Source organism: Ruegeria sp. AB10, from assembly GCF_056542745.1.
On record NZ_JBQGAI010000002.1, the window covers coordinates 287,772 to 308,829 of the forward strand.

23 protein-coding genes are annotated in these 21,058 nt (G+C 58.1%); 14 read left to right on the forward strand and 9 right to left on the reverse strand.

Translation table 11 applies throughout. The features are described from left to right. Positions 1–133: 133 nt before the first annotated feature. The gene (locus ACR0NT_RS06395; protein WP_170671931.1) at positions 134–1,360 is read left to right on the forward strand and encodes a cytochrome b/b6 domain-containing protein; all 1,227 of its coding nucleotides are present in this window, start codon (positions 134–136) and stop codon (positions 1,358–1,360) included. A gap of 53 nt (positions 1,361–1,413) precedes the next feature. On the opposite strand, the gene ACR0NT_RS06400 is transcribed toward ACR0NT_RS06395, so the two are convergent. Both ACR0NT_RS06400 and ACR0NT_RS06405 read right to left on the reverse strand, forming a co-directional pair. Then, the gene (locus ACR0NT_RS06400; RefSeq protein ID WP_170325292.1) at positions 1,414–1,986 is read right to left on the reverse strand and encodes a YceI family protein; all 573 of its coding nucleotides are present in this window, start codon (positions 1,984–1,986) and stop codon (positions 1,414–1,416) included. Positions 1,987–2,112: 126 nt separating this feature from the next. Then, entirely contained in the window at positions 2,113–2,631 is a 519-nt protein-coding gene (locus ACR0NT_RS06405; RefSeq protein ID WP_170671933.1) for a hypothetical protein, read from the reverse strand. A gap of 283 nt (positions 2,632–2,914) precedes the next feature. On the opposite strand from ACR0NT_RS06405, the gene rpsF reads away from it, so the two are divergent. From rpsF to ACR0NT_RS06435, 6 genes are all read left to right on the forward strand, one after another. Continuing rightward, a complete protein-coding gene (gene rpsF / locus ACR0NT_RS06410; RefSeq protein WP_170354526.1) occupies positions 2,915–3,268 on the forward strand; it encodes a 30S ribosomal protein S6 in 354 nt (117 codons plus the stop codon). A gap of 27 nt (positions 3,269–3,295) precedes the next feature. After that, positions 3,296–3,523, forward strand: a complete 228-nt coding sequence (rpsR, locus tag ACR0NT_RS06415) for a 30S ribosomal protein S18 (RefSeq protein WP_005608650.1) — start codon at positions 3,296–3,298, stop codon at positions 3,521–3,523. Positions 3,524–3,535: 12 nt separating this feature from the next. Then, positions 3,536–4,156 (forward strand): 50S ribosomal protein L9, encoded by a 621-nt coding sequence (rplI, locus tag ACR0NT_RS06420; protein ID WP_170443347.1) that lies wholly within the window; start codon positions 3,536–3,538, stop codon positions 4,154–4,156. 152 nt (positions 4,157–4,308) lie between these two features. Next, positions 4,309–4,788 carry a lytic transglycosylase domain-containing protein gene (locus ACR0NT_RS06425; RefSeq protein WP_170443345.1) on the forward strand — a complete coding sequence of 160 codons (480 nt, stop codon included), beginning with the start codon at positions 4,309–4,311 and terminating at the stop codon, positions 4,786–4,788. A gap of 235 nt (positions 4,789–5,023) precedes the next feature. Further along, on the forward strand, positions 5,024–5,725 hold the full coding sequence (locus ACR0NT_RS06430; protein WP_170443343.1) for a LuxR family transcriptional regulator: 702 nt from the start codon (positions 5,024–5,026) through the stop codon (positions 5,723–5,725). A 107-nt stretch (positions 5,726–5,832) separates the two neighbouring features. Then, complete coding sequence (locus ACR0NT_RS06435) at positions 5,833–6,687, forward strand: acyl-homoserine-lactone synthase (RefSeq protein WP_170443341.1); 855 nt, start codon at positions 5,833–5,835, stop codon at positions 6,685–6,687. A gap of 99 nt (positions 6,688–6,786) precedes the next feature. Here ACR0NT_RS06435 and tig read toward each other — a convergent pair whose 3' ends face one another. The 3 genes from tig to ACR0NT_RS06450 form a co-directional block, all read right to left on the reverse strand. Continuing rightward, a complete protein-coding gene (gene tig / locus ACR0NT_RS06440; protein ID WP_170443339.1) occupies positions 6,787–8,118 on the reverse strand; it encodes a trigger factor in 1,332 nt (443 codons plus the stop codon). A 182-nt stretch (positions 8,119–8,300) separates the two neighbouring features. After that, positions 8,301–9,425 (reverse strand): porin, encoded by a 1,125-nt coding sequence (locus ACR0NT_RS06445; RefSeq protein ID WP_170671935.1) that lies wholly within the window; start codon positions 9,423–9,425, stop codon positions 8,301–8,303. Between the two features lie 304 nt (positions 9,426–9,729). Continuing rightward, positions 9,730–11,418: an NAD(P)H-hydrate dehydratase gene (locus ACR0NT_RS06450; RefSeq protein ID WP_170443336.1), complete on the reverse strand. Its 1,689-nt coding sequence runs from the start codon at positions 11,416–11,418 to the stop codon at positions 9,730–9,732. Positions 11,419–11,587: 169 nt separating this feature from the next. Between ACR0NT_RS06450 and ACR0NT_RS06455 the strand changes: the two genes are divergently transcribed. The 5 genes from ACR0NT_RS06455 (at position 11,588) to ACR0NT_RS06475 (ending at position 16,079) form a co-directional block, all read left to right on the forward strand. Then, on the forward strand, positions 11,588–11,926 hold the full coding sequence (locus ACR0NT_RS06455; RefSeq protein WP_170443334.1) for a P-II family nitrogen regulator: 339 nt from the start codon (positions 11,588–11,590) through the stop codon (positions 11,924–11,926). A gap of 30 nt (positions 11,927–11,956) precedes the next feature. Continuing rightward, positions 11,957–13,363, forward strand: coding sequence for a type I glutamate--ammonia ligase (glnA, locus tag ACR0NT_RS06460; RefSeq protein WP_170443331.1), 1,407 nt, complete (start codon positions 11,957–11,959; stop codon positions 13,361–13,363). Positions 13,364–13,465: 102 nt separating this feature from the next. Beyond that, positions 13,466–14,110 (forward strand): MSMEG_1061 family FMN-dependent PPOX-type flavoprotein, encoded by a 645-nt coding sequence (locus tag ACR0NT_RS06465; protein ID WP_170443329.1) that lies wholly within the window; start codon positions 13,466–13,468, stop codon positions 14,108–14,110. 66 nt (positions 14,111–14,176) lie between these two features. Continuing rightward, the gene (locus ACR0NT_RS06470) at positions 14,177–14,965 is read left to right on the forward strand and encodes a lytic murein transglycosylase (RefSeq protein WP_170443327.1); all 789 of its coding nucleotides are present in this window, start codon (positions 14,177–14,179) and stop codon (positions 14,963–14,965) included. 199 nt (positions 14,966–15,164) lie between these two features. Further along, positions 15,165–16,079: a hypothetical protein gene (locus ACR0NT_RS06475; RefSeq protein ID WP_480442762.1), complete on the forward strand. Its 915-nt coding sequence runs from the start codon at positions 15,165–15,167 to the stop codon at positions 16,077–16,079. A 36-nt stretch (positions 16,080–16,115) separates the two neighbouring features. Here the strand turns inward: ACR0NT_RS06475 and ACR0NT_RS06480 are convergent, their stop codons facing one another. Beyond that, positions 16,116–16,856: a heme-dependent oxidative N-demethylase family protein gene (locus ACR0NT_RS06480; RefSeq protein WP_170671939.1), complete on the reverse strand. Its 741-nt coding sequence runs from the start codon at positions 16,854–16,856 to the stop codon at positions 16,116–16,118. Positions 16,857–16,977: 121 nt separating this feature from the next. On the opposite strand from ACR0NT_RS06480, the gene dddP reads away from it, so the two are divergent. Beyond that, positions 16,978–18,321: a dimethylsulfonioproprionate lyase DddP gene (gene dddP / locus ACR0NT_RS06485; protein WP_170671941.1), complete on the forward strand. Its 1,344-nt coding sequence runs from the start codon at positions 16,978–16,980 to the stop codon at positions 18,319–18,321. A gap of 4 nt (positions 18,322–18,325) precedes the next feature. Here dddP and ACR0NT_RS06490 read toward each other — a convergent pair whose 3' ends face one another. Continuing rightward, the gene (locus ACR0NT_RS06490; RefSeq protein ID WP_170443319.1) at positions 18,326–18,514 is read right to left on the reverse strand and encodes a hypothetical protein; all 189 of its coding nucleotides are present in this window, start codon (positions 18,512–18,514) and stop codon (positions 18,326–18,328) included. Positions 18,515–18,748: 234 nt separating this feature from the next. Between ACR0NT_RS06490 and ACR0NT_RS06495 the strand changes: the two genes are divergently transcribed. Continuing rightward, a complete protein-coding gene (locus ACR0NT_RS06495) occupies positions 18,749–19,963 on the forward strand; it encodes a bifunctional alpha/beta hydrolase/OsmC family protein (RefSeq protein ID WP_170443317.1) in 1,215 nt (404 codons plus the stop codon). Positions 19,964–19,973: 10 nt separating this feature from the next. Here ACR0NT_RS06495 and ACR0NT_RS06500 read toward each other — a convergent pair whose 3' ends face one another. Continuing rightward, positions 19,974–20,303, reverse strand: a complete 330-nt coding sequence (locus tag ACR0NT_RS06500; protein WP_170443315.1) for a hypothetical protein — start codon at positions 20,301–20,303, stop codon at positions 19,974–19,976. Between the two features lie 12 nt (positions 20,304–20,315). Next, complete coding sequence (locus ACR0NT_RS06505) at positions 20,316–20,876, reverse strand: hypothetical protein (RefSeq protein WP_170443313.1); 561 nt, start codon at positions 20,874–20,876, stop codon at positions 20,316–20,318. Positions 20,877–21,058: the final 182 nt, after the last annotated feature.

Sequence of the window (21,058 nt, forward strand, 5' to 3'; positions counted from 1 at the left end):
AAACCGAGTGTGGACGCGGCACAAGCATTGCCTGACCTCTGCACTGTGGCACTTTTGATGTGCGCATCACGCTATTGAGTCCTGATCCCATGGCTTTAGGTTGACGTCAGCCACCCCAGCCCCGGAGCAACAGATGTCCTCGACCAACACCTTTTCCAATTATGGCAGCGTGACCAAGACGTTCCACTGGCTGACCGCCCTGCTGATATTCACGGCGCTGCCGCTGGGATGGATCGCCAATGATCTGGCCCATGCGATCTATGACCCCTCGATTCCGACCACCGAGGACGATATCGCCCGGGCGACCCGCCTGTTCTCGCTGCACAAGACCGTGGGGGTCACTGTTTTCTTTGTCGCCCTTGCCCGCATCCTGTGGGCGGTGACGCAAACCAAGCCGGGGTTGTTGAACGCCGAGAACAAACCCGAAGCCTTCGCCGCCGAGACCGTTCATTGGATGCTCTATGCCTCGCTGGTTCTGGTGCCGCTGACCGGCTGGTTGCATCATGCCGCATCCGAAGGGTTCGCGCCGATCCTGTGGCCCTTCGGGCAAAACCTGCCCTTCGTACCCAAGTCGCCCTTTGTCTCCGAGGTCACGTCCGGCCTGCACTGGCTGTTCATCTGGGTTCTGGCCGGGTCTCTGGTCCTGCACATCGCCGGGGCCCTCAAGCATCATGTGGTCGACAAGGACAGCACCCTGCGCCGCATGTTGCCCGGCCAATCGGACGCGCCCCAGCCCCCTGCGCAGCACCATTCAATGATGCCGGCAGTCGCGGCGCTGGCGGTCTGGGTGGCAGTCCTGATCGGTGGTTGGTCCATCGGCATCTTCTCGGACCACTCCGCCGCAGCGACCGACACCGCCGAACTGACCGAGGTACAGTCGGACTGGCAAGTGCAGGACGGCGACCTGTCCATCACCATCGCCCAGCTGGGCAGCCCGGTGACCGGCCGTTTCGCCGACTGGACCGCCGCAATCGCCTTTGAAGAACCAGCCGAACCGGGGCTGGCCGGAACCGTGGACGTCACAATCTCCATCACGTCCCTGACATTGGGAACGGTGACGGATCAGGCCATGGCCGCAGATTTCTTTAACAGCGCCCAGTTCCCGACCGCGCAATTCAAAGCCGACATTTACAAGACAGACACCGGATATGAGGCGCGTGGCCCCCTGACCATCCGAGACAAATCGGTGGATGTCGTGCTGCCGTTCACTCTGGACCTGCAGGAGAACATCGCCGCGATGGCCGGAGAACTGGAGCTCAACCGTCTGGATTTCGACGTTGGCACCTCTCAGCCGACCGAAGAGTCTCTGGGCTTTGGGGTCGTGGTCTCAGTCAACCTGACTGCCGAGCGGCAGAGCTAAAAAAACCGCCGGGCAACACCCCGGCGGTTTCATTTCAGAGGATCGAAACCGGCTTATTCAGCCTTCTGTGCCTCGATCGAAATCCGAACTTCGACTTCGTCACTGACGAAGGGTGCAAACTGACCCAATTCGAAATCGCTGCGCACCAACGTGGTGGTCGCGTCGAAACCCGCCCACGGCTTGTTCGCCATCGGGTGATCAGCAACTTGGTTGAGCTTGGCGTCCAGAACGACCGACTTGGTCACGCCGTTCATGGTCAGATCACCAGTAATGTTGGCGGTGCCTTCACCAGTGACCTCAATACCGGTCGAGGTAAAAGTGATCATGTCGCCTTCGGCCACGCCGAAGAAATCCTCGGTCATGAAGTGATCTTCGCGCGGTTTCCAGCCGGTGAACATCTCGACCACAGGCATCGACACGGAAACGCTGGATGCGGCGGGGTCTTCCTGATCGAACATGATCTCGCCTTCAAAGCCCGAGAACATGCCGGTAGTGGTCGAGAAACCAAGGTGGTTGTAAGTGAAGACCACCTGGCTGTGGCTGGGGTCCAGAGTGTATTTCTCGGCGCTTGCAAACGCCGAGGTCGCCGAAACGGCCAGTGCAGCAGCAAGAAGGGTGGATTTCATGACAATCTCCGCAATTTTGTGAATGCAAACCTGTTGGGTTGCTCAATAACAAAAATGTGCTGCCTAAAGGCAGCACACAAGTATTATTCTCTCACAGTTTCTGTTCTTTCGTGAACAGAATAAAACTTAGGCGAAGATTGTTACACTTCCGCTCAGTTGCCCTTTCAGCGCCCGGCCGACATCCGCCGACTGCAGCGGCAGCTTCATCAGCAGGCTGCCATCGACATCGAACAGCTCGACCTGTTCGTCGTCAAAGCGCGCGCCACCCAGTGTGTCATAGCTGCGGCGCAGAACGGTTTGCGGCCGTCCGTTTTCGTTCTTCTGCAATACCCGTACCTCGCGGCGGATCGGGTCGAAATAAGCATCAGGACGGGCATCGAGGATCTGGATCGTCAGCAGGCTGACCCCGACCAGCAGGAACATCAGCGACGCGGCCAGTTTGATCGGCCAGACCTCGGTTCCCATGGCGGAACCGTCCATCAGCCACATGGAAAACGCCATCACGATCAGAAACGCCCCCGCAATGCGGGCCAATACCATTCGGACCTTCCAGTTCGGCTCGAACCCGATCAGCACTGGTACGGATTTCTCATAGCTCGCGGATTTTGCGGACTCTTCGAATGTATTCGTATTCATCGCGGTCATATCTCTCACCCTGTTTTCAGGTTGCCGTCCTGGGTCCGGTTTCTCCGGAAGTTCCCCGGTATGAAAACAACTTTGAGCCGAAAAACGTCAGGAATTGGGCAGTGCGGTGGAATTAGCGCGACTTCACCAAGGCACCTGTGGCAGGGCTTGCCCCCCGGGCTGAAACGTGTATATGGGGCCATCCTTCGCAAATCACATGAATCGCGCAGCCTCTCGTGGCAGGGTCGCGAAGGACCAAACGGCCCCGCCTATGAAATGCGCCTTGATAGAAACAGGAGTGCACATGCCACTGTATGAGCATGTAATGATCGCGCGTCAGGACCTGTCCAACGCGCAGGCAGAAAGCCTCGTCGAACATTTCGGCACCGTTCTGGCTGACAACGGCGGCAACGTCGTCGAAAGCGAGTACTGGGGTGTCAAGACGATGGCCTACAAGATCAACAAGAACCGCAAAGGCCACTATGCCTTCCTGAAGACCGACTCGCCTGCTGGCGCGGTTCAGGAAATGGAACGCCTGATGCGCCTGCATGAAGATGTCATGCGCGTTCTGACCATCAAGGTCGACGAGCATGCCGAGGGCCCCTCGGTCCAGATGCAGAAGCGCGATGAGCGCGAAGGCCGCCGCGAGCGCCGCTGATCTAAGCCTGACGAAAGGACATAAACCATGGCCGCAAAACCATTTTTCCGCCGCCGCAAGGTCTGCCCGTTCTCGGGTGAGAACGCGCCGAAAATCGACTACAAAGACACCCGTCTGCTGCAGCGCTACATCTCTGAGCGCGGCAAGATCGTACCTTCGCGCATCACCGCCGTTTCGGCGAAAAAGCAGCGTGAACTGGCCCGTGCTATCAAGCGTGCCCGCTTCCTCGCCCTGCTGCCCTACGCCGTGAAGTAAGGAGAGACTGACATGCAAGTTATCCTGCTGGAACGCGTTGCGAAACTGGGTCAGATGGGCGACGTCGTTGACGTCAAGCCCGGCTACGCCCGCAACTTCCTGCTGCCCCAAGGCAAAGCCCTGAGCGCATCGGACGCCAACATCGCGTCGTTCGAAGCCCAGAAAGCACAGCTTGAGGCACGCAACCTGGAAACCAAGAAAGAAGCTGAAGCACTGGCTGAAAAGCTGGACGGTCAGCAGTTCATCGTGATTCGCTCGGCATCGGATGCCGGCGCTCTGTACGGCTCGGTCACCCCGCGTGACGCCGCAGACGCCGCGACCGAGGCTGGTTTCACCGTCGACAAGAAACAGATTGCCCTGATCGCGCCGATCAAGGAACTGGGTCTGCACTCGCTGGCAGTCAAACTGCACCCCGAGGTCGAAGTTGAGATCAAGATGAACGTTGCCCGTTCGGAAGAAGAAGCCGAACTGCAGGCATCGGGCAAATCGATCCAGGAACTGGCCGCGGAAGAAGAAGCCGCTGCTGAATTCGAGATCGCCGAACTGTTCGACGATATCGGTTCCGCCGCTTCCGACGACGAAGAGCTGGTTGCCGAAGAAGCTCCGGCTGAAGAAGACGAAGCCAAAGCCTGATCCGGCTGAGGTGAGATTTGAAAAGGCCGCACAATTTGTGCGGCCTTTTTTCTTGCACAAGCCAAACGGGCAAAATTCAGCCAGAATTAAGACCTATGCTTGCACGCGGCTTCGTGTTTCCTATCATCGCGGCTGAATTTCGGAGTACTCAGATGACATCTTTCTTGCGCCGCAGCGTCCTCGCCATCCTGCTGACAGCCCCCTTTGCCGCCTGTGGCGGGCCAGACACGCCGACACAGGATGCATTCGATCCACCGCTGTACCCCAACGAGACGCCCGAGCTGCGCGCATCGATCAACCATTGGGCGGACCACTACGAGGTCCCGCGCGAACTGGTGCACAAGCTGGCAATCCGCGAAAGCACGCATCGCCCCTGGGCGGTGAACCGCCCCTATTACGGCCTGCTGCAGATCCTGCCGGCCACGGCGCGATCGATGGGTTATTCCGGAAATGCTCAGGGTCTGCTGGACGCGGATACCAACCTGGAATTTGCGGGCAAGTACTTGCGCGGTGCGTGGCTGCTTTCGGACGGTGACCAGCAACGGGCGATTTTTCTGTATGCCAAAGGGTATTATCCCGAAGCCAAGGCGCGGGGTATGCTGGTCGAAACCGGGCTTCAACCTTCACCGTAGGATTTTGAATCCTTTCGCATAGGATATTTTGCGTACAACCGATGAAATAGTGTCCAAAATGCTTATTTCCCAACAATACCTATCCGAAATGATCGGACAGTTTCCCCTTGTCTTGTCATATTCCGGAAAATGTGCTGTCCTAATTTACTCAAGGTAAGACAGTTACACCCTGGGTAAGGTTCTGGTCCGAAGACACCATCGGGTCTCAAATCTAGTTGTGGTTCGCAGGCGCAAAATGGAAATAATCGATCTGAGTACACTGTCAGGTTCAGAATCTCGGTTTACCGAGTTTCTGCAACAGGTGTGCGAAAAGTTTGAAATGGACCATGCAGCCTATGCCGGAATGAACCCGTCAGAGGGGAAAGTTGCGGGCCACGTTACCTATAATGACGATTGGAAGGAACATTACCAGAAACACGACCTGGTAATGATTGACCCGACCCTGCATATGGCCAAGCGCAGTATTGCTCCGGTTGATTGGAGTCGCTTGGAACGCAGCCCCAACTTCCAACGCGTTTTCCGGGATGCGCATGATTTTGGCTTGTCCAGTCAAGGGGTTACCATTCCCGTCCGCGGACCATACGGCGATGTAGGGTTTCTAAGTGTGACGCGTAATTGCCCCCAGGAAGAATGGCGCAAACTCTCTGCCCACACCATCAGTGACCTTCAGGCCATGGCAGTACACATTCATGACAATGTGATGACCTCGGACGCGTTCACCGGTGCGCTGTACCACCCCAACCTGTCCACCCGTGAAGCAGAGATTCTGCAATGGGTTGCAGCAGGGAAATCGCAGCAGGACATAGGCGACATCCTCTCTATCTCTCACCGTACGGTCGAGGTCCATCTGCGTTCAAGCCGGGAAAAGCTGTGCGCGCTGACCACACCTCAGGCCGTGGGGCGTGCCATCGCAGTCGGGCTTATCGGCACGGGTTGAACACAACAATCCCACAATCTGAACAAAATACGGGAAACCCCCAATAGATATTCCCCCTCGAAACTGTAACGTTTGGTTTACCGAACAACCACTCGAAGGGGGAAGAAATGATCATCGTAGTAGATGGGCTGAACAGACATCTGTTCGGCGAAGTTCTTGACGAAATGTTCGAGTTGAGAGCGCGCGTATTTGGCGACCGTCTCGGATGGGATGTCAAAATTGAAGATGGCAAAGAGATCGACGAATTTGATCACCTCGATCCGACATACGTAATCGGGTTCGACGACGAGGGGAATGTCGTCGCAGCCGTGCGTGCCCTTCAGACCACCGGCCCTCATATGCTGGCCGATGTTTTCTCGGCCATTCTGGACGGAGAACCACCAATTCGAAGTGCGACGCTGTGGGAATCCACCCGCTTCTGCGTCGACACCCAACGTTTGACCCGCGGCAAAGGCCAGAACTCGTTGTCCTACGCCACTTGTGAACTGATGATTGGTTCGCTGGAATATGCCAAAGCTGCAGGCGTCCAGGACATTGTCACAGTCATTGATCCGGTGATGGATCGGGTCCTCAAACGCTCGGCCTGTGCGCCTTACGACTATGTCGGTAAAACCGTGCCGATGGGCAAGGTTTCGGCCCTCGCGGCGCTGGTGGACTGCACCGATGAGCGCATCGCCAGCCTCCGGGAATTTGCCGACATCCAAGAGAGCGTGTTTCTAACAGAAGATCAGGCTCTGGCTCTGTTCAACAGCAAGAAACCGGCCGACCCGAGCGTTGCGAACCGCGACCACCAACCGCTGACTGAGCTTGAAAAGTACTTTGTCGAACAAATGCATTCGGCAACAACGCAAGACGAAGTCAACGATATCCTGAAACTGATCGAAGCGCTTTCGGACCGTTTCACACCAGAGCAGAAGACCGCTCTGTTAAGTACCCCCCGTGCTTTTGCTCATGAGGCCTGACCCCCTCACCTCATAGTACAAAAGCCACCCACCGGAGCCGTCTGATTTACAGGCGGCTCCGCTTTTTTTATGCCCATGTTGTTGATGGGCGGAAGAGGATTACTCCTCTTCCAGTGCCTCAACGGCTTTTTGCAGGTCGTCTTTGCTGACTTCTTTGTCGGCAACCTGAGCCAGCTCGACGATGTAGTCGATGACCTTGTCTTCGAAGATCGGCGCGCGCAGTTGCTGCTGCATCTGAGCGTTCTGCTGCACGAACTCGAAGAACTGGCGCTCTTGACCCGGGTACTGACGCGCCTGGTTCATGATCGCCTGGGTCATCTCGGCATCGGTGACCTCAACCTCGGCCTTCTGGCCCAGCTCGGCCAGCAGCAGGCCCAGACGCACGCGGCGCTCGGCCAGCTTGTTGTGCTCGTCGGTGGGCTCGATCTCACCGTGGTCGTGACCTTCGACTTCCGGGTTTTCCTCGTGCCACAGCTGGTGAGCGATCTGCTTGGCCTCGGCTTCAACCAGCGACGGCGGCAGGTCGAACGAGACTTTCTCGTCCAGAATGTCCAGCAGCGCGCGCTTCATCACCGCGCGCGACGCGCCGGCATATTCGGCTTCCAGACGCTCGGCGATCTGACCTTTCAGCGCGGCCAAGTCTTCGGCACCGAACTTGGTAGCCAGTTCGTCGTTGATCTCGGCGGCGACGGGCTCTTTCACCTCTTTCACGGTGCAGGTGAAGACAGCGTCTTTACCCGCCAGATGCTCGGCACCGTATTCTTCGGGGAACTTGACGTTGACGTCTTTTTCTTCCTCGGCCTTCACGCCGACCAGCTGCTCTTCAAAGCCGGGGATGAAGCTGTTCGAGCCCAGAACCAGCGGGTAGTCTTCGGCGGAACCGCCTTCGAACTCTTCGCCGTCCACTTTACCGACGAAGTCGATCACGACCTGATCGCCATCCTTGGCTTTGGAACCTTTGCGGCGCGCTTTGAAGTCCTGAGCGGTTTCGGCCAGGTTGTTCAGCGCTTCTTCGACAGCCGCGTCGTCTGCTTTGACAACCAGCTTTTCCAGCTCGACCGATTTCAGGTCAACTTCCGGGATTGCAGGCAGCGCCTCATAGGACATCTCGACGTGGACATCGTCGCCCTCTTTCCAGTCTTCGTTGGTCATCTTCACCTGCGGCTGCAGCGCAGGACGGTCACCGCTGTCTTCGAAGTGCTGGTTCATGGCGCCGTCGATGCTTTCCTGCATCGCTTCGCCCAGCAGGCGCTGGCCAAACTGCTTTTTCAGCAGCGCCATCGGCACCTTGCCTTTGCGGAAGCCCTTCATCTCAATCTCAGGCTGCGCTTCGACCAGTTTTTCGTTCACCTTGTCGTCCAGCTCAGCCGCGGACACGACGATGTTGTAGCCGCGTTTCAGACCTTCGTTCAGCGTCTCGGTAACCTGCATTATGGTAGTCCCCATAGGATTCGGGGCGCGCAAAACGGCGCGCCGGGCAAATTTGACGCCTTCTATTTGCCCAGCCGCCCGCGTGCAAGGGGCAAAGCCCGGATCGGTCTTGTTTTGCCGCCGATTTGAACAAAAAAGCGCCCCGGAACGAACCGGAGCGCCTGTCCCTCAGACCACCTGGATCAGAACTTCCAGAGCGCGCCCAGAACCCACGCTTCGTTTTTGTCGAAATCGACGGTGTCGTCGAAATCGTGGTTGCGGTATTTCAGGTAGGCATCGGTATTGATGCTGTCGATCCGCTGAACGACTGCAATACCCCAGGACTTGGTGCTGGATCCCTCGTTTTCGAAATCCGAGCCGTCAAAGTAATCGATACCGACGCCGGTTTTGCCCCACGACACCCAGTCCCCTTCATAGGCCAGCTTGGTGTACCAATAATCCGGATCGCTGGCCCCGGTCGCCGTGTCGTCCCGCGTGCCCAAGGCGGCCGTAAAGCTGAAGCCGCTGGGCAACAAAACCGAAGCGGACCCGATCGTGTCTTTCCGCTCACCCGAGCTGTCGTCGAAATCACGCACCGCATAGGCCACGCTCGCAGCGAACTCGACGCCGTTGGCGAAGGTGTTGCCGTAGGAAAACGCGATATCGTAATAGTCGTCGTCATCGCTGCTGGACAGGATGTTCTGACCATAGGCAATCGCGGCCGAGAACCCGTTGAAATCCGGAGTGTCATAGCGGATGCGCCCGCGACGTGCGCCATCAAAGTTGCTGGAGGAATCGCCCACGGTGATATCGCTCAGGACACCGTCAGTTCCGCGATAGAAGAAGGCGCCGTTTTCGTCGTTGGTGAATGAATACAACGCCGTTCCGACATAGGACAGATCGGTTTCGGCAGCCCCATCCGAGGCCATGCTGCCCTGACCGGCCGAGAATTTACCGTAGCCACCTTTCAACGAGAAATCGACGTGGCGGATATCGCTGCGCGTCCAGCCATTGGTATTTGTCCCGTCCTGGTTGGCCGTTCCCGTGCTTGGCAGGCCCAGCCCGGATTCAAACCGGAACATGAACTCGTTGCTGCCGTAGGGCTGCATCAGGCGCAGACCAACGCGGCTGTTGGACAGATCATTGTCCAGCAAACGAGTCTCGGTTTCCTCACCATCATCGACGGATACGATCACCGGGTCGAACTGACCGTATAGCTCTACATAACCGCCACTGTTGTTTTCGTATTTCAAATCGGCTGCGGCAGGAATTGCCGTTGTCGCCGCCAGCACAGCAGCCATTGAGGACAGTTTTAGTTTCTGCGTCATTTCATTCACCTTGAAATTTCCGGCTTTCGATGTTCATCAATCGCGCGCATGGCGCCGATGCTCCAGTAGCTGCCCCCAATACTTTCAAAGTATTGCATGCTTGCCACTAAGAGCACGAAAGCCAGAATTAATTCCCATTACAATCAACATTTTATCTGCATAAAGACGGCAGATGGAGGCCCGCTCCAAAGGAATTCTGACGCCCGGCTGCGCGTCTGGCAAACACTCGCTTTGACACCACAGCAGACCGGTCGGCCAAATGCCGCCGAAGGCCTGATGGATCGGCTAAAAACCGCCTGCAAAATCATATATCAAGTTGTTTGAAAACTTTGGGCAGCTGCTCGGGCAAGTCTTCAGCGATAAGCCCCGGGCCAAACGTGCGCGCGCACTCCACGTGCAGCCACGCCGCCGTTTCCGCCGCCTGCATCGGGCTGAACCCTCGGGCCAGCAGTCCGGTGATGAACCCGGCCAGAACATCGCCCGAGCCTGCGGTCGCCAACCACGGAGCCGCGCGCTCGTAAAAGGCCGCATTGATGGAACACCTCCCATCCGGGGCTGCGATTACTGTATCCGGCCCCTTGAATAGGATCAAACAGCCTGCCCGCTCGGCGGCCTCGCGCGTTGCATCCACTTTGGAATAGGCCGGGCCTGCGGTAGGTGTTGCCGCCAGCTTCTCGGCAATATCCGGGAATAGCCGCGAGAACTCTCCTCCATGCGGCGTCAGCACACAGTTTTCGTGGAGTCGAGAGAACAGATCTGCCGGATCATCCGCAAACGCCGTCAACGCATCGGCATCCAGAACCGTCGCGCGCTTAGCACTCAGAGCAACCGGCACCAATTCCCGTGCGCGTTCAAGACCCAATCCGGGGCCAAGGCACAGAGCATTCAGCCGCTCATCCTCCAGCACATCGGTCAGACCATCCGTGCCTTCAACCCGCTGCAACATGATGGCAGTGACCTGTGCCGCGGCCTCCATCTGAGCCGCCGGAGGCACCCCCAAGGTCACCAACCCCGCCCCAATGCGCAAAGCCCCCCGCGCCGCCAGCCGCGCAGCGCCGGTTTTGCCCGCGCCACCTGAGAGGATCAACGCGTGGCCGCAAGAGTACTTATGTGGCCTCAATACCGATTTCTTGTCGAGATCGTACCAGGGCCAAATGCGTCCGTGCCGCCCTTTTGGTCGATCAAACTCCAAACCTATGACGCGGTCTTTTGGCCTTGGGGACTTGAGGTGGCCGGGATGTCTGTCCTCGGTCCCCAGCCCGATATCAACGACGCGAACCGACCTGCTGCTATCAGACAGAGAGTGACCAATTTTCTTTCTGTGAAAGACAACCGTGAGATCGGTTTGAAACAGCCTTTTTGACGCGTCCGTTTCCCACCAGTTCCATTTGGCCTCCAAGTCCTTTTCTTCGTCGCCCGCGTTTTCCGGCATCTCTGGGAGGAGAATTTTGCCGCTGTCTGTGTCGAACCCGGATGGGCAATCAACTGCGACACGGTGAAATGGAACAAGCCACGGATGCCTTTCGCCCACTTCGCGCGCCTCGACCGAATGGTAGGCTTTTGCCAAATCCAGTGGGATGGCGCGGGACAGACCTGTGCCAAACATTGCGTCAACCAGAACGTCTGGACGGTCGCCCTGCCCCACAGCTTCGGCGGTCAATTTTTTGGTCGGTCCGAGCGTACTCCACCGCCCATAATTCTTACGCGCGTCCGGAGGCAGTTTCATTGGGTCTCCGAATAGAAAGACCTCAACCTCCCAACCCCGACTTTTGAGCAGTCGAGCAACAACAAAACCATCGCCCCCATTGTTCCCTGGCCCGCACAGGACCACAGCCCGGCCAGGCGATTTTGCCAGATCCGGCCACTCTTCAAATATCGCCTCGACAACGCCGCGCCCGGCCCGCTCCATCAGCTCCAGCCCAGTCACCTCACCGGACTCAATCGCGGCCTGTTCGATGGCCCGCATTTGCGCTGCTGTCAGCAATTCCGTCATCTCAAATCCCTCGGCGATTCAATTCTGATTACTTTTTGTGCAAGTCGATCAAAATTTCACCTGCCGCCTTTTTTCTCGGCACACACATGCCGCCATTTTCGCAATCAGATTGCCGACCGATCTTAGACGTGATCAGTGCCTTTCTGACAAGTGTTATAGGGAGCCCGGGATGAAGAAGATCGAAGCGATCATCAAGCCGTTCAAACTGGACGAAGTGAAAGAGGCGCTGCAGGACGTGGGTGTCCAGGGTCTCAGCGTGATCGAGGTCAAGGGTTTTGGCCGTCAGAAAGGCCACACCGAACTGTATCGCGGTGCAGAATATGTCGTCGACTTTCTGCCCAAGGTGAAGGTCGAGGTCGTGCTGGACGACGATCAGGTCGATGCCGCCATCGAGGCCATCGTATCGGCCGCCAAGACCGACAAGATTGGCGACGGCAAGATTTTTGTCTCGCCCATCGAGCAAGCCATTCGCATTCGGACCGGTGAAACCGGCTCGGAAGCGCTGTAATCGAACACTCCAAGTAGAGGAATAGAGAATATGAGCAAGGACGCAGTTCTTCAGCTGATCAAGGACGAAGGCGCCGAATACGTCGATGTTCGTTTCACCGACCCGCGCGGCAAGCTCCAGCACGTCACACTGATGGCTGATCAGGTTGACGAGGATTTCCTGGAAGAAGGCTTCATGTTCGACGGTTCGTCCATCGCGGGCTGGAAGTCGATCGAAGCATCCGACATGAAGTTGATGGTCGACACCGACAGCGCCTATGTCGATCCGTTCTACGCGGAAAAAACCATCTGCGTGCACTGCTCGGTGGTCGAGCCCGACACCGGCGAAGCCTATGAGCGTGATCCGCGCGGCACCGCCCAGAAAGCCGAAGCATACCTGAAAGCATCGGGTATCGGCGACGTTGCCTACATGGGCCCCGAAGCTGAGTTCTTCCTGTTCGACGACGTCCGTTTCTCGAACAGTATCAACAAGGTATCCTACGAAGTTGATGCAACCGACGCATCGTGGAACACCGACACCGAGTACGAGATGGGCAACATGGGCCACCGTCCGGGCGTCAAAGGCGGTTACTTCCCGGTCAACCCGATCGACGAAGCGCAAGACCTGCGTTCGGAAATGCTGTCGACCATGAAGCGTCTGGGCATGAAGGTCGACAAGCACCACCACGAGGTTGCTTCGTGTCAGCACGAGCTGGGTCTGATCTTCGACAGCCTGACCAAACAGGCTGATGAGCTGCAGAAGTACAAGTACATCATCCACAACGTCGCGCATGCCTATGGCAAATCGGCAACTTTCATGCCGAAGCCCATCGCAGGTGACAACGGCACCGGCATGCATGTGAACATGTCGATCTGGAAAGACGGCAAGCCGCTGTTCGCCGGCGACAAGTACGCCGATCTGTCGGATGAAGCGCTGTACTTCATCGGCGGCATCCTGAAGCACGCCAAAACGCTGAATGCCTTCACCAACCCGGCGACCAACAGCTACAAGCGTCTGATCCCTGGCTTCGAAGCACCTGTTCTGCGCGCCTATTCGGCCCGTAACCGTTCGGGTTGTGTCCGTATTCCGTGGACCGAAAGCCCGAAAGCCAAGCGCGTCGAGGCCCGCTTCCCCGATCCGGCCGCAAACCCCTATCTGGCGTTTGCCGCGCTGCTGATGGCCGGCCTGGACGGCATCAAGAACAAGATCGATCCGGGCGAAGCCATGGACAAGAACCTGTACGATCTGCCTGCCGAAGAACTGGCCGACATCCCGACCGTCTGCGGCAGCCTGCGCGAGGCTCTGGAAGCTCTGGCATCCGATCACGACTTCCTGCTGCAGGGCGACGTGTTCACTAAAGACCAGATCGACGGCTACATCGCACTGAAGATGGAAGAGGTCGAAACCTACGAGCACACCCCGCACCCGGTTGAATACGGCATGTACTACAGCTGCTGATCCGGTTTTGGGTTTACATCTGCAAGGGCGTCCAATCGGGCGCCCTTGTTTCGTTTGGCACGATCTTTCACACTCGGGGCCATCCCGGTCAGGAGAGATGCAATGCCAACTGACGATCCCTTCTCGCAATTCTCGGACTTTGTCACGACGCCCGAAGAACTGGAGCGCGTAATCGGCGCGCCCTTGCCCCAGATCATTGCCAAGGAAATATCCGCGCTGGATCAGATGTGCCGGGACTTTATCGCAGCCTCGCCGTTCTGCCTGATCGCTTCGGCCAATCCGGACGGGCATCTGGATATCTCACCACGCGGAGACCCGGCCGGTTTCGTTCAGGTGATCTCGGATACGCTGATGGCGATCCCTGACCGACCAGGCAACAAGCGTGTGGATACGTTTCACAACGTTTTGCTGGACCCCCGCGTCAGCCTGATCTTCTTTGTCCCCGGCAAGATGGAAACGCTGCGCATTCGCGGCACCGCCCGGATCTGCGCCGATCCCGAACTGCTGAAAAGAATGGCGGTGGCCGACCATGCGCCCAAGCTGGCCCTGCTGATCCATGTCGAGACAGTGTTTGCCCATTGCCCCAAATGCGTCATCCGATCGAACCTGTGGCAGCCCGAAAAATGGCCGGACTCATCGAACCTTCCGAATATGAACGCGATGATGGTCAAACACGCCAAAATCGACAAAACGCCCGAAGAGTGGTTTGAAACTCTGAAAGACACCGGCGAACTGGATCTTTATTAACTCCTTTGAGGATCAGGAATTGCAGCTTACCCTTGCTATCAGCCTTTATTTGACCGGATTTTACTGATGTTACGATTTGCTTTGATTTTCGCCCTCACACTGCCAACGCTCGCAACTGCTGCCCCCTGCGGCAATACAAGCAGCGGTTTCGAGACCTGGAAACAGGATTTCGCGAAAAAGGCCAAGCGCGCCGGCGTAAAAAAGAAGGGGCTGCAAGCTTTGGCGCAAACTCAATACGCCACGCGCACCATTGCCGCAGATCGCAATCAGAAGAGCTTTAAATACTCGCTGGACAAATTCATGCGGGTCCGCGGCGCCGATACGATCGTGGCTCAAGGGCGCAAGCGCAAGGCGCGCAATCCAGAATTCTACGCCGCCCTGGAACGGCAATACGGCGTCCCCAGCGGCGTGCTGATCGCAATCCACGGGATGGAAACCGGGTTTGGCAACTTTATGGGCGATAGCCAGGTTGTTTCCGCAATCACGACACTGGCCTATGATTGTCGCCGATCCGAGTTCTTTATACCCCATGCCATAGGGGCGCTAAAACTGGTCGATCAAGGCAGTATTACGACCGCCACCAAAGGGGCAAAGCATGGCGAATTGGGGCACACTCAATTCCTGCCCGGCAATGCGCTGGTCTATGGGGTCGATGCCACCGGCGACGGCCAAGTGGATTTCTACAATATCACTGACGCACTGGCCTCAACCGCGAATTTTCTACGTCAGAAAGGGTGGCAACCGGGGCGCGGCTATCAACCGGGGCAACCCAATTACACGGTGATCCAGCAATGGAACGCGGCCTCGGTCTATCAGCAATCCATCGCGATCATGGCGGCCCGAATCGACGGCTGATACGCGCCAGTTTTCCGCGCCAATCCACCGCAATCCGGCCACATTATTGCCACAGACGTTAAATGGCCCTTAAAATGCCTAGGTTTCCAATGAGTAATCAATCCTGCTGATTTTTCATTTTTTTCCATTTTCGCCAAAATCTGCCCCATATCCGTTGTTAACCTGTTTCTCAGGACAGGATACGACAAAGGAATGCGTGGTGACTTCGAAGCACAGCTATCACGGCGGTCTTCAGTTCAACGGGGAAACCGAGGGCGCGATTGAGCGTTTCAGCGCCATCGTTGCAACGACCTTGGGGGACTATGGTCACCTGGTCGAACGCAAAAACATGCTGAGCGAGACCGAGGCCAGCATCGTATCCAGCCAGTATCTGGTTCGCCTGACTCTGGACACTCAGGTGGTTGGCGCAGAGGATCGGTTCGGACGTCTTGACCGTGCTGCAGGGCTGAAGACAGCTAGCAGACCGGTTGTAACTCTGCCGAAGAACCGGCTGACAATCACGCTTTCGCCGGTTTCTCCGTTGTTGGATGACAGCGAAATCTCTGAGCTCATGCTGGTGGTCATTCTGTACCGTATGGTCGATATCTGCGCGACGCAGCGTGTCGAGTGGCTGTCGCCCAATACGATCCTGACCGTTGAACAGTTCATGAGCGCGTTCGACACTTTGACGCCCTCAAAACCACGAAACAGAAAACAGATTTTCGAGGCAGTGACAGGCCCGTTCGCGGGGCTGAACATTCCTGACGAAGAAAACCTGGGCGAGCCACAAAAAAAGGCGCTGACACAAGCAGCCCGGCCGATCCAGTTGTCTGACGAGCAATTGCTCAGCATCGCTTTTCGGACAGAAACCAACGAGCAGCCTACTGATAGGGACGAAGACACGCGCCCCCTCGACCACGACAAGCCCAGTGATATCCTGCGACTGACCAGTTGGGGATTGACCGGCGCCGTGGCCAGCGTGTCAGTACCCATCGCGGTCTCTGTGGCCGCCGTGAACCTGATCAGGGGCGAAGATTTTCGCCTTAACACTCAGGTTCTTGCCTACACCGTCGCAATCTCTGCTCTCAGCACAAGCGGAGCTTTCGCCGGTGTCGCTAACGCGTTGGGCATGTAGCACTAAACTTCAATACCCTCCTAGGAGGCCCCGCCGTCAGGCGGGGTTTTCCATTTTGTGCAGGCGCTGCGCCTCAAGCACATAGGTATGGATCGAAAAGACCACCGCCCGCGTTTCCGGCAGGCGCAACAGGGTCTGGCGTTCGCTGCGCAGGAACCGCGCGGCCCCCGGGTCGCGAACCTCGCGCCGGTCATTGGCGCTGCGGGGCTGGTGCAGTTCGGCGTCCTCATACCATAACGCATTGAACCGCCAAAGCGGCCGCCCCGGCCGTATCCCGTCGAACAGGCGTTGCACCCGGCGGGCGATATTGGCGTCATAACCGGACACCGGGATGTGGATGTCGATCAGCGGCCGCATGAACTTTTCCGACAGGCACCAACTGGCGGGAAAACACAGAATGGCGCCGGTAAGGACGTGTTGATCCCCGTGCTTTTGCAGAATGCAGAAATCCTCCTGCACCAGATGGCACAACGTGTCCAAAGGGCGTGTGCGGTCGATTTCAACAACCTGCCCGTCCGGGCGGGTAGCCTGATCGGTGCAACCCGGATAGACCTGATGCAGGACCAGTTCCAAAAGCTCTTGCGCCGCAGGTTCAGCCGCGGAATCCAGCGCCAGAACGTCCGAGCGCCGTTCCCGCAATAGCACCTCGCGCCGCTGCATCTGCCCAGAAAACGCATCATCGCAATGCAGCCAGTCATCCATGCTTGCCGGTTGGATTCCCGGCAAAGGGCGCGGGGTCAGCGGATCATAAGGGATTGAGGTCTGAAGGATTGCCATGACATCGACCTATCACCAGTTCGCCGGTTTGTCGGCCCAAAAGCGACGGGTGCGCCGTCGCAAACTTTCAAGACGCCTGGAAAATGAGTCGTCACGCTAAAGGCAGGCAGGGAGACCCACCATGAACCAGCACTATCGCGACAGCCGCAAGATCGACCCAAGCAAGGGCGCAACACTGGGCGATGGCACCCCAAACGATCTTGACCGGATCGAGATCGGCCCAACGCAGCTGGCCTTTGCGGAATGGGAAGCGGCCGGCCTTGCCCTGCCCGATCTGGCGCGCATGCGGGAATTCCGGTGGAAACGCCTGACTAAGGCAATCGTTGAACGGGGGTATGGCGGGCTGCTGATGTTTGATCCTCTCAACATCCGTTACGCCACCGACAGCACCAACATGCAGCTGTGGAACACCCATAATCCGTTCCGTGCGGTGTTGCTGTGCGCAGACGGGTACATGGTTATCTGGGATTACAAGAACTCGCCCTTCCTGTCGAAATTCAACCCGTTGGTGCGTGAACAGCGCTCGGGCGCGGATCTGTTCTATTTCGACCGCGGCGACAAGGTGGATGTGGCCGCCGATGTGTTCTCGAACGAGGTGCGGTTGCTGATCGACGAACACGGCGGCGGCAACAAACGTCTGGCTGTCGACAAGATCATGCTGCACGGTCTGCGCGCGCTAGAGGCGCAGGGGTTCGAGATCATGGAAGGCGAAGAGGTCACTGAAAAGACCCGCGCCATCAAGGGGCCGGATGAGATTCTAGCCATGCGCTGCGCCAGCCACGCCTGCGAAACCGCCGTGGCCGAGATGGAAAAATTCGCCCGCGCCAATGTGGGCGACGGCAAGACATCCGAGGATGATATCTGGGCCGTTCTGCACGCCGAAAATATCCGGCGTGGGGGTGAATGGATCGAAACCCGTCTGCTGGCGTCGGGGCAGCGCACCAATCCGTGGTTTCAGGAATGCGGGCCTCGGATCACCCAAAAGAATGAGATCATCGCCTTCGACACCGACCTGATTGGGTCCTATGGCATCTGCATCGACATCTCGCGCACATGGTGGATCGGGGATGAGAAACCCCGCCCTGACATGGTCTATGCCATGCAGCACGCACATGAGCACATCATGACCAATATGCAGATGCTGAAGCCCGGCGTGATGATCCCCGAACTGACCGCCAATACACACAAGCTGGACGACAAGTTCCAGGCGCAGAAATACGGCTGCCTGATGCATGGCGTCGGCCTGTGTGATGAATGGCCATTGGTCGCCTATCCGGACAAGGCGGTGGCGGGCGCTTACGACTATCCGCTCGAACCCGGCATGGTCCTGTGTGTCGAAGCCGCCGTCGGTGAGGTTGGCGGCGACTTCTCGATCAAGCTCGAAGATCAGGTTCTGATCACCGAGAACGGGTATGAGAACCTGACAACCTATCCGTTTGATCCGCAGTTGATGGGCCAGATTTAAGGCCTCAATCAGGCCAGGCAGAGCGCCGAACGTTGCCGTGCCAGTCCTCGGACGGGATGGTGATTTCAGGTGTGGCCGATGCCGTCGGCCAGGTCTGACCCAGCGTGAAGCCCAAAACTCCGGTCAGGGCGATAACGATCAGAAGATCGGGGCGGAAAACAACGCCGCGCGGGGCGGATGCGGTGAAAGACATGTGAGCCTCCTTGGCTTGCTCTGTGTGATAACTGCAAGATGGGGGTTTCCTTTAAATTAATAAAACGAATATTTATCATTTATTTCATCACAAAAATTGAACATCTGAAAATCCGCCTGCCTGACCCCAAAGCGCTCACTTTCCTCACCTTCCCGTGACGCGTCTTACAATGGGGTTGAGGCACCAGCCCGAAGCACACACTATTGGCCCCATCCCGACACGTAAGGAATAGCCATGCCCACCGAACGCATTACTTTTGCCGGTCACGACGGCAACCAGTTGGCTGCACGCCTGGATCTGCCGGATGGGCCAGTGCTGGCGACCGCATTGTTTGCGCATTGTTTTACCTGCTCCAAGGACATCCCCGCCGCCCGCCGGATCGCCGCCCGTCTGGCTGCGATGGGCATCGCCGTCTTACGCTTTGATTTCACCGGGCTGGGCCATTCGGGCGGAGAGTTCGCCAACACCACCTTTACCTCGAATGTCGAGGACCTGATCGCCGCTGCTCATTATCTGGCCGGGCGAAATATGGCCCCGGCCCTGCTGATCGGTCACTCGCTTGGGGGTGCAGCTGTTCTGCGCGCCCGGGCCGGTATTCCCAGCGTCAAGGCGGTGGTCACATTGGGCGCACCCGCCGACCCCGGTCATGTCGCACACCATTTCGAGGGCGCCCTGCCCCAGATCGATCAGGACGGATCGGCCGAGGTGATGCTGGGGGGCCGTCCCTTCCGTATTGGAAAGGCCTTTGTCGATGACATCTCGGAATCCGCACTGACCCCGGCGATTGCCGATCTGAAAGCGGCCCTGCTGATCCTGCACGCGCCGCGTGATGAAACCGTCAGCATCGACAATGCCAGCACCATTTTTCTGGCCGCCAAACACCCAAAAAGCTTTGTCACGCTGGACGACGCCGATCACCTGATCACCCGCGCCTCGGACGCGGAATACGCTGCCGACGTGATTGCGGCATGGGTGACGCGCTATATCCCTCTTAGCCCGCCCGCACCCCCCCCCGGCGCACCCGAGGGCGTGGTGCGCGTGACCGAGGTTGATCCCTCGGGGTTCCTGCAGGACATCCAGTCCGGTCCCCGGCATCACACGGTGGCGGATGAGCCTGCCTCGTATGGTGGCACCGACAGAGGCATGTCGCCTTACGGGTTCGTTTCCTCGGGTCTGGGGGCGTGTACGTCGATGACGATCCGCATGTATGCGCGGCGCAAACGGTGGCCGTTGACCGGCATCACCGTCGATGTCTGCCACAACAAGGTGCACGGGCAGGATGCCGGGTTGGCCAGCGACGGCAAAATCGACCAGTTCCGCCGCAAGATCCGTCTGGAAGGCCCGCTGGATCCGGAACAGCGCGCCCGGCTGTTGGAAATCGCCGACAAATGCCCCGTTCACAGAACGCTGGAAGGGTCAGCCCAGATCACGACGGAATTGCTGGCCTGACCCCGACACGCTATCGGCGCGGGCGCCCGGCAGGGCGGTGAATCGGCGGTCTGGCCACGGGCGGACGCGCCACAGGCGGGCTTGGCCGCGCCGGAGGTTTGGCGATCGGCGGTGTCGGTCGTACCGGAGGCCTTCCGTTCGGCGGGTTCGGCCGCACCGGTCTATCGACATCAATATCCACATCGACATCGTGGTAATAGTCGTTCCACAGCATCGAGTCATAAAACGGGTCATAGCCATACCCGACCCCGACCGTGACACCATCACAGGCCGACAGGGAAAAACTCGCAGCCCCAAGGCCCAACGCAAGAAACAGACGTTTGATCGATTTGGTGGTCATCGGCGCCTCTCCTTACTGCAGGGCCCGGAACGACGCGAAAACGTCGTTCAGAACGTCGACATAGGCCGGATCAGCACCGTCGCGCAGGATCGCGACAATCACGGCCACGCGGTCTCTTGGCAGGTCGATCACGGTGGCGGTGAAGTTGATACCACTCCCGTCGCGGGTTCCGGTGCCCCGGATCACACGCGCCGGCAACCCGCCGATCCGGGTGTCGGAGGTGCTGGTCACCGTCGGGTCCTTGGCCAGAAACTTGTCGATATCCTCCAAATACCGCAGACCGCCCTCGATCGAGGCGACCCCCGCCGGAGAGACAAACCCCATCCAGACATTGTCATCGGTCACGGGCCGAAGCCCCATGACGCGCGCAACAGCACGTGGATCGCCCAATTCGGTGTCCTCAATCTCACGCGGGCCGCCAGTGCGCACAGCCCAGAAGTCGGGTACGGCAAAGCTGAACAGCGCGCGTCCCGCATCGGTATAGGTAACCGGAGTGTCCGCCGAAGCCGGAGCCACCGCCCCAAGCCACAGCGCGGCGCAGGCAGCCAGGGTCGAACCAGATAAAATACGCATATCTCAATAACCTGATGATTTCTGTGGCCTCAGATTGCCCGCTACGGGCGGGATTTGTCCAGCCTCTCAAAAACGTTGGGAAACCCACGGTGTCCCGGGAAATATGCGGATGTTCTTGCCCCGCTGATCCGATCAAAGCACCTGAATCACATCTCCGGTCAGATAGCGGACCTCTTTGGCGG

Bases quoted from the DNA above. Each gene is read 5' to 3' on its own strand.
- ACR0NT_RS06395 (WP_170671931.1), top strand. From the start codon at position 134: ATGTCCTCGACCAACACCTTTTCCAATTATGGCAGCGTGACCAAGACG.
- ACR0NT_RS06400 (WP_170325292.1), bottom strand. From the start codon at position 1,986: ATGAAATCCACCCTTCTTGCTGCTGCACTGGCCGTTTCGGCGACCTCG.
- ACR0NT_RS06405 (WP_170671933.1), bottom strand. From the start codon at position 2,631: ATGACCGCGATGAATACGAATACATTCGAAGAGTCCGCAAAATCCGCG.
- rpsF (WP_170354526.1), top strand. From the start codon at position 2,915: ATGCCACTGTATGAGCATGTAATGATCGCGCGTCAGGACCTGTCCAAC.
- rpsR (WP_005608650.1), top strand. From the start codon at position 3,296: ATGGCCGCAAAACCATTTTTCCGCCGCCGCAAGGTCTGCCCGTTCTCG.
- rplI (WP_170443347.1), top strand. From the start codon at position 3,536: ATGCAAGTTATCCTGCTGGAACGCGTTGCGAAACTGGGTCAGATGGGC.
- ACR0NT_RS06425 (WP_170443345.1), top strand. From the start codon at position 4,309: ATGACATCTTTCTTGCGCCGCAGCGTCCTCGCCATCCTGCTGACAGCC.
- ACR0NT_RS06430 (WP_170443343.1), top strand. From the start codon at position 5,024: ATGGAAATAATCGATCTGAGTACACTGTCAGGTTCAGAATCTCGGTTT.
- ACR0NT_RS06435 (WP_170443341.1), top strand. From the start codon at position 5,833: ATGATCATCGTAGTAGATGGGCTGAACAGACATCTGTTCGGCGAAGTT.
- tig (WP_170443339.1), bottom strand. From the start codon at position 8,118: ATGCAGGTTACCGAGACGCTGAACGAAGGTCTGAAACGCGGCTACAAC.
- ACR0NT_RS06445 (WP_170671935.1), bottom strand. From the start codon at position 9,425: ATGACGCAGAAACTAAAACTGTCCTCAATGGCTGCTGTGCTGGCGGCG.
- ACR0NT_RS06450 (WP_170443336.1), bottom strand. From the start codon at position 11,418: ATGACGGAATTGCTGACAGCAGCGCAAATGCGGGCCATCGAACAGGCC.
- ACR0NT_RS06455 (WP_170443334.1), top strand. From the start codon at position 11,588: ATGAAGAAGATCGAAGCGATCATCAAGCCGTTCAAACTGGACGAAGTG.
- glnA (WP_170443331.1), top strand. From the start codon at position 11,957: ATGAGCAAGGACGCAGTTCTTCAGCTGATCAAGGACGAAGGCGCCGAA.
- ACR0NT_RS06465 (WP_170443329.1), top strand. From the start codon at position 13,466: ATGCCAACTGACGATCCCTTCTCGCAATTCTCGGACTTTGTCACGACG.
- ACR0NT_RS06470 (WP_170443327.1), top strand. From the start codon at position 14,177: ATGTTACGATTTGCTTTGATTTTCGCCCTCACACTGCCAACGCTCGCA.
- ACR0NT_RS06480 (WP_170671939.1), bottom strand. From the start codon at position 16,856: ATGGCAATCCTTCAGACCTCAATCCCTTATGATCCGCTGACCCCGCGC.
- dddP (WP_170671941.1), top strand. From the start codon at position 16,978: ATGAACCAGCACTATCGCGACAGCCGCAAGATCGACCCAAGCAAGGGC.
- ACR0NT_RS06490 (WP_170443319.1), bottom strand. From the start codon at position 18,514: ATGTCTTTCACCGCATCCGCCCCGCGCGGCGTTGTTTTCCGCCCCGAT.
- ACR0NT_RS06495 (WP_170443317.1), top strand. From the start codon at position 18,749: ATGCCCACCGAACGCATTACTTTTGCCGGTCACGACGGCAACCAGTTG.
- ACR0NT_RS06500 (WP_170443315.1), bottom strand. From the start codon at position 20,303: ATGACCACCAAATCGATCAAACGTCTGTTTCTTGCGTTGGGCCTTGGG.
- ACR0NT_RS06505 (WP_170443313.1), bottom strand. From the start codon at position 20,876: ATGCGTATTTTATCTGGTTCGACCCTGGCTGCCTGCGCCGCGCTGTGG.